Origin of the sequence: Brasilonema bromeliae SPC951, assembly GCF_012912135.1 — a bacterium.
Lineage (GTDB): Bacteria > Cyanobacteriota > Cyanobacteriia > Cyanobacteriales > Nostocaceae > Brasilonema > Brasilonema bromeliae.
In genome coordinates, this window is sequence record NZ_QMEB01000420.1 from 1 (window position 1) to 1,505 (window position 1,505).

The following is a 1,505-nucleotide window of genomic DNA, read 5'->3' on the forward strand; positions in this document are numbered from 1 at the left end:
TGTCTTCCCCAGCTTTGCACCCCCCCAAGTCGAAATTCAAACTGAAGCACCGGGACTTGCTCCCGAAGAATTGGAATCTTTGGTAACTTTACCAATTGAAAGTGCAATTAACGGGACTCCGGGCATCACTGCGGTACGCTCTTCGAGTGCGGCGGGAATTTCTGTTGTCAAAGTCATTTTTAACTGGGGAACCGATATCTATCAAGCTCGCCAGCTAGTAACAGAGCGATTGCAACAAGCTCAAAGTAAGCTTCCATCCGGGGTAGAAACGCCACAAATTTCCCCTACCAGTTCCCCTATTGGCACTGTACTACAGTATGCCTTTACTTCTCAAAGCACTCCTTTAATGGAAGTGCGGCGTATTGTTGATTGGCAAGTGACAAACCGCCTTTTGGCTGTCCCCGGCGTTAGCCAGGTAGTAGCGTACGGTGGCGATAGTCGTCAATATCAAGTATTGGTTGACCACCAGAAATTAAAAGCATTTAATATTACTTTACAAGATATAGTAGAAGCAGCTTCTGCTGCCAATGTCAATGCTCCTGGTGGCTATTTTATCACCCCTGACCGAGAAAAGTTAATTCGGGGTATTGGGCGGATTGAATCTATCGAAGAATTACAGCAATCAGTCATTACCTCCCGCAATGGTACGCCTATTAAGTTATCCGATGTCACTGATGTGCAAATTGGTGCAGCTATTAAACGGGGCGATGGCAGTTTTAACGGTCAAAAGGCAATTATTGTCATGATTAATAAACAGCCGCAAGCTGATACTCCCACTGTTACCCGTGCCATAGAAGGGGCGATGGAAGAGATTAAAGCAGGCTTACCTAAAGACGTTCAGGTACACCCAACATTTCGTCAAGAAAACTATATCGATTCTTCTATTGAAAATGTTAGAGAAGCTTTAGTTGAAGGCAGCATTATTGTTGCGATTATTCTCATTCCGTTTTTGATGAATTGGCGCAACTTGGCTATTTGTTTAACTGCTCTTCCCTTGTCTTTACTAATAGGAGTACTGGCACTGAATTGGTTGGGACAAGGTTTAAATACGATGACTTTGGGAGGGTTAGCAGTAGCAATTGGTTCAGCAGTTGATGATGCGATTGTCGATGCTGAAAATGTATTTCGTAACCTGCGAGAAAATAAATACTCTCCCAACCCGCGTCCTGTTCTAGATGTTGTATTTGACGGTTGTCAGGAAGTGCGCGATTCAGTATTTGGAGCTACGATAATTACAATAGTTGTCTTCTCTCCAATTTTTGCTTTGAGTGGCGTAGAAGGTAGCATTTTTATTCCAATGGGGTTGGGATATCTAGCAGCAGTTCTCGCTTCTAGCGTGACAGCATTGACGGTGACTCCAGCTTTATGTGCAATTCTTTTGCCTTACGGTAACTTGCCAGAAACCGAACCTTGGGTTGCGAGATTTTTTAAAAAGCTCTATCATCCCCTGTTAACTCACATCTTGCACCTGGAAATATGGATGTCAAAACCAAAACTACGTGCAA

1 protein-coding gene is annotated in these 1,505 nt (G+C 43.7%); it reads left to right on the plus strand.

Annotated features, from left to right (window positions below; all coding sequences use genetic code 11):
- Window positions 1-1,505 (plus strand): efflux RND transporter permease subunit (locus DP116_RS28200; RefSeq protein ID WP_169158245.1); only part of this gene is annotated, 1,505 nt, incomplete at both ends.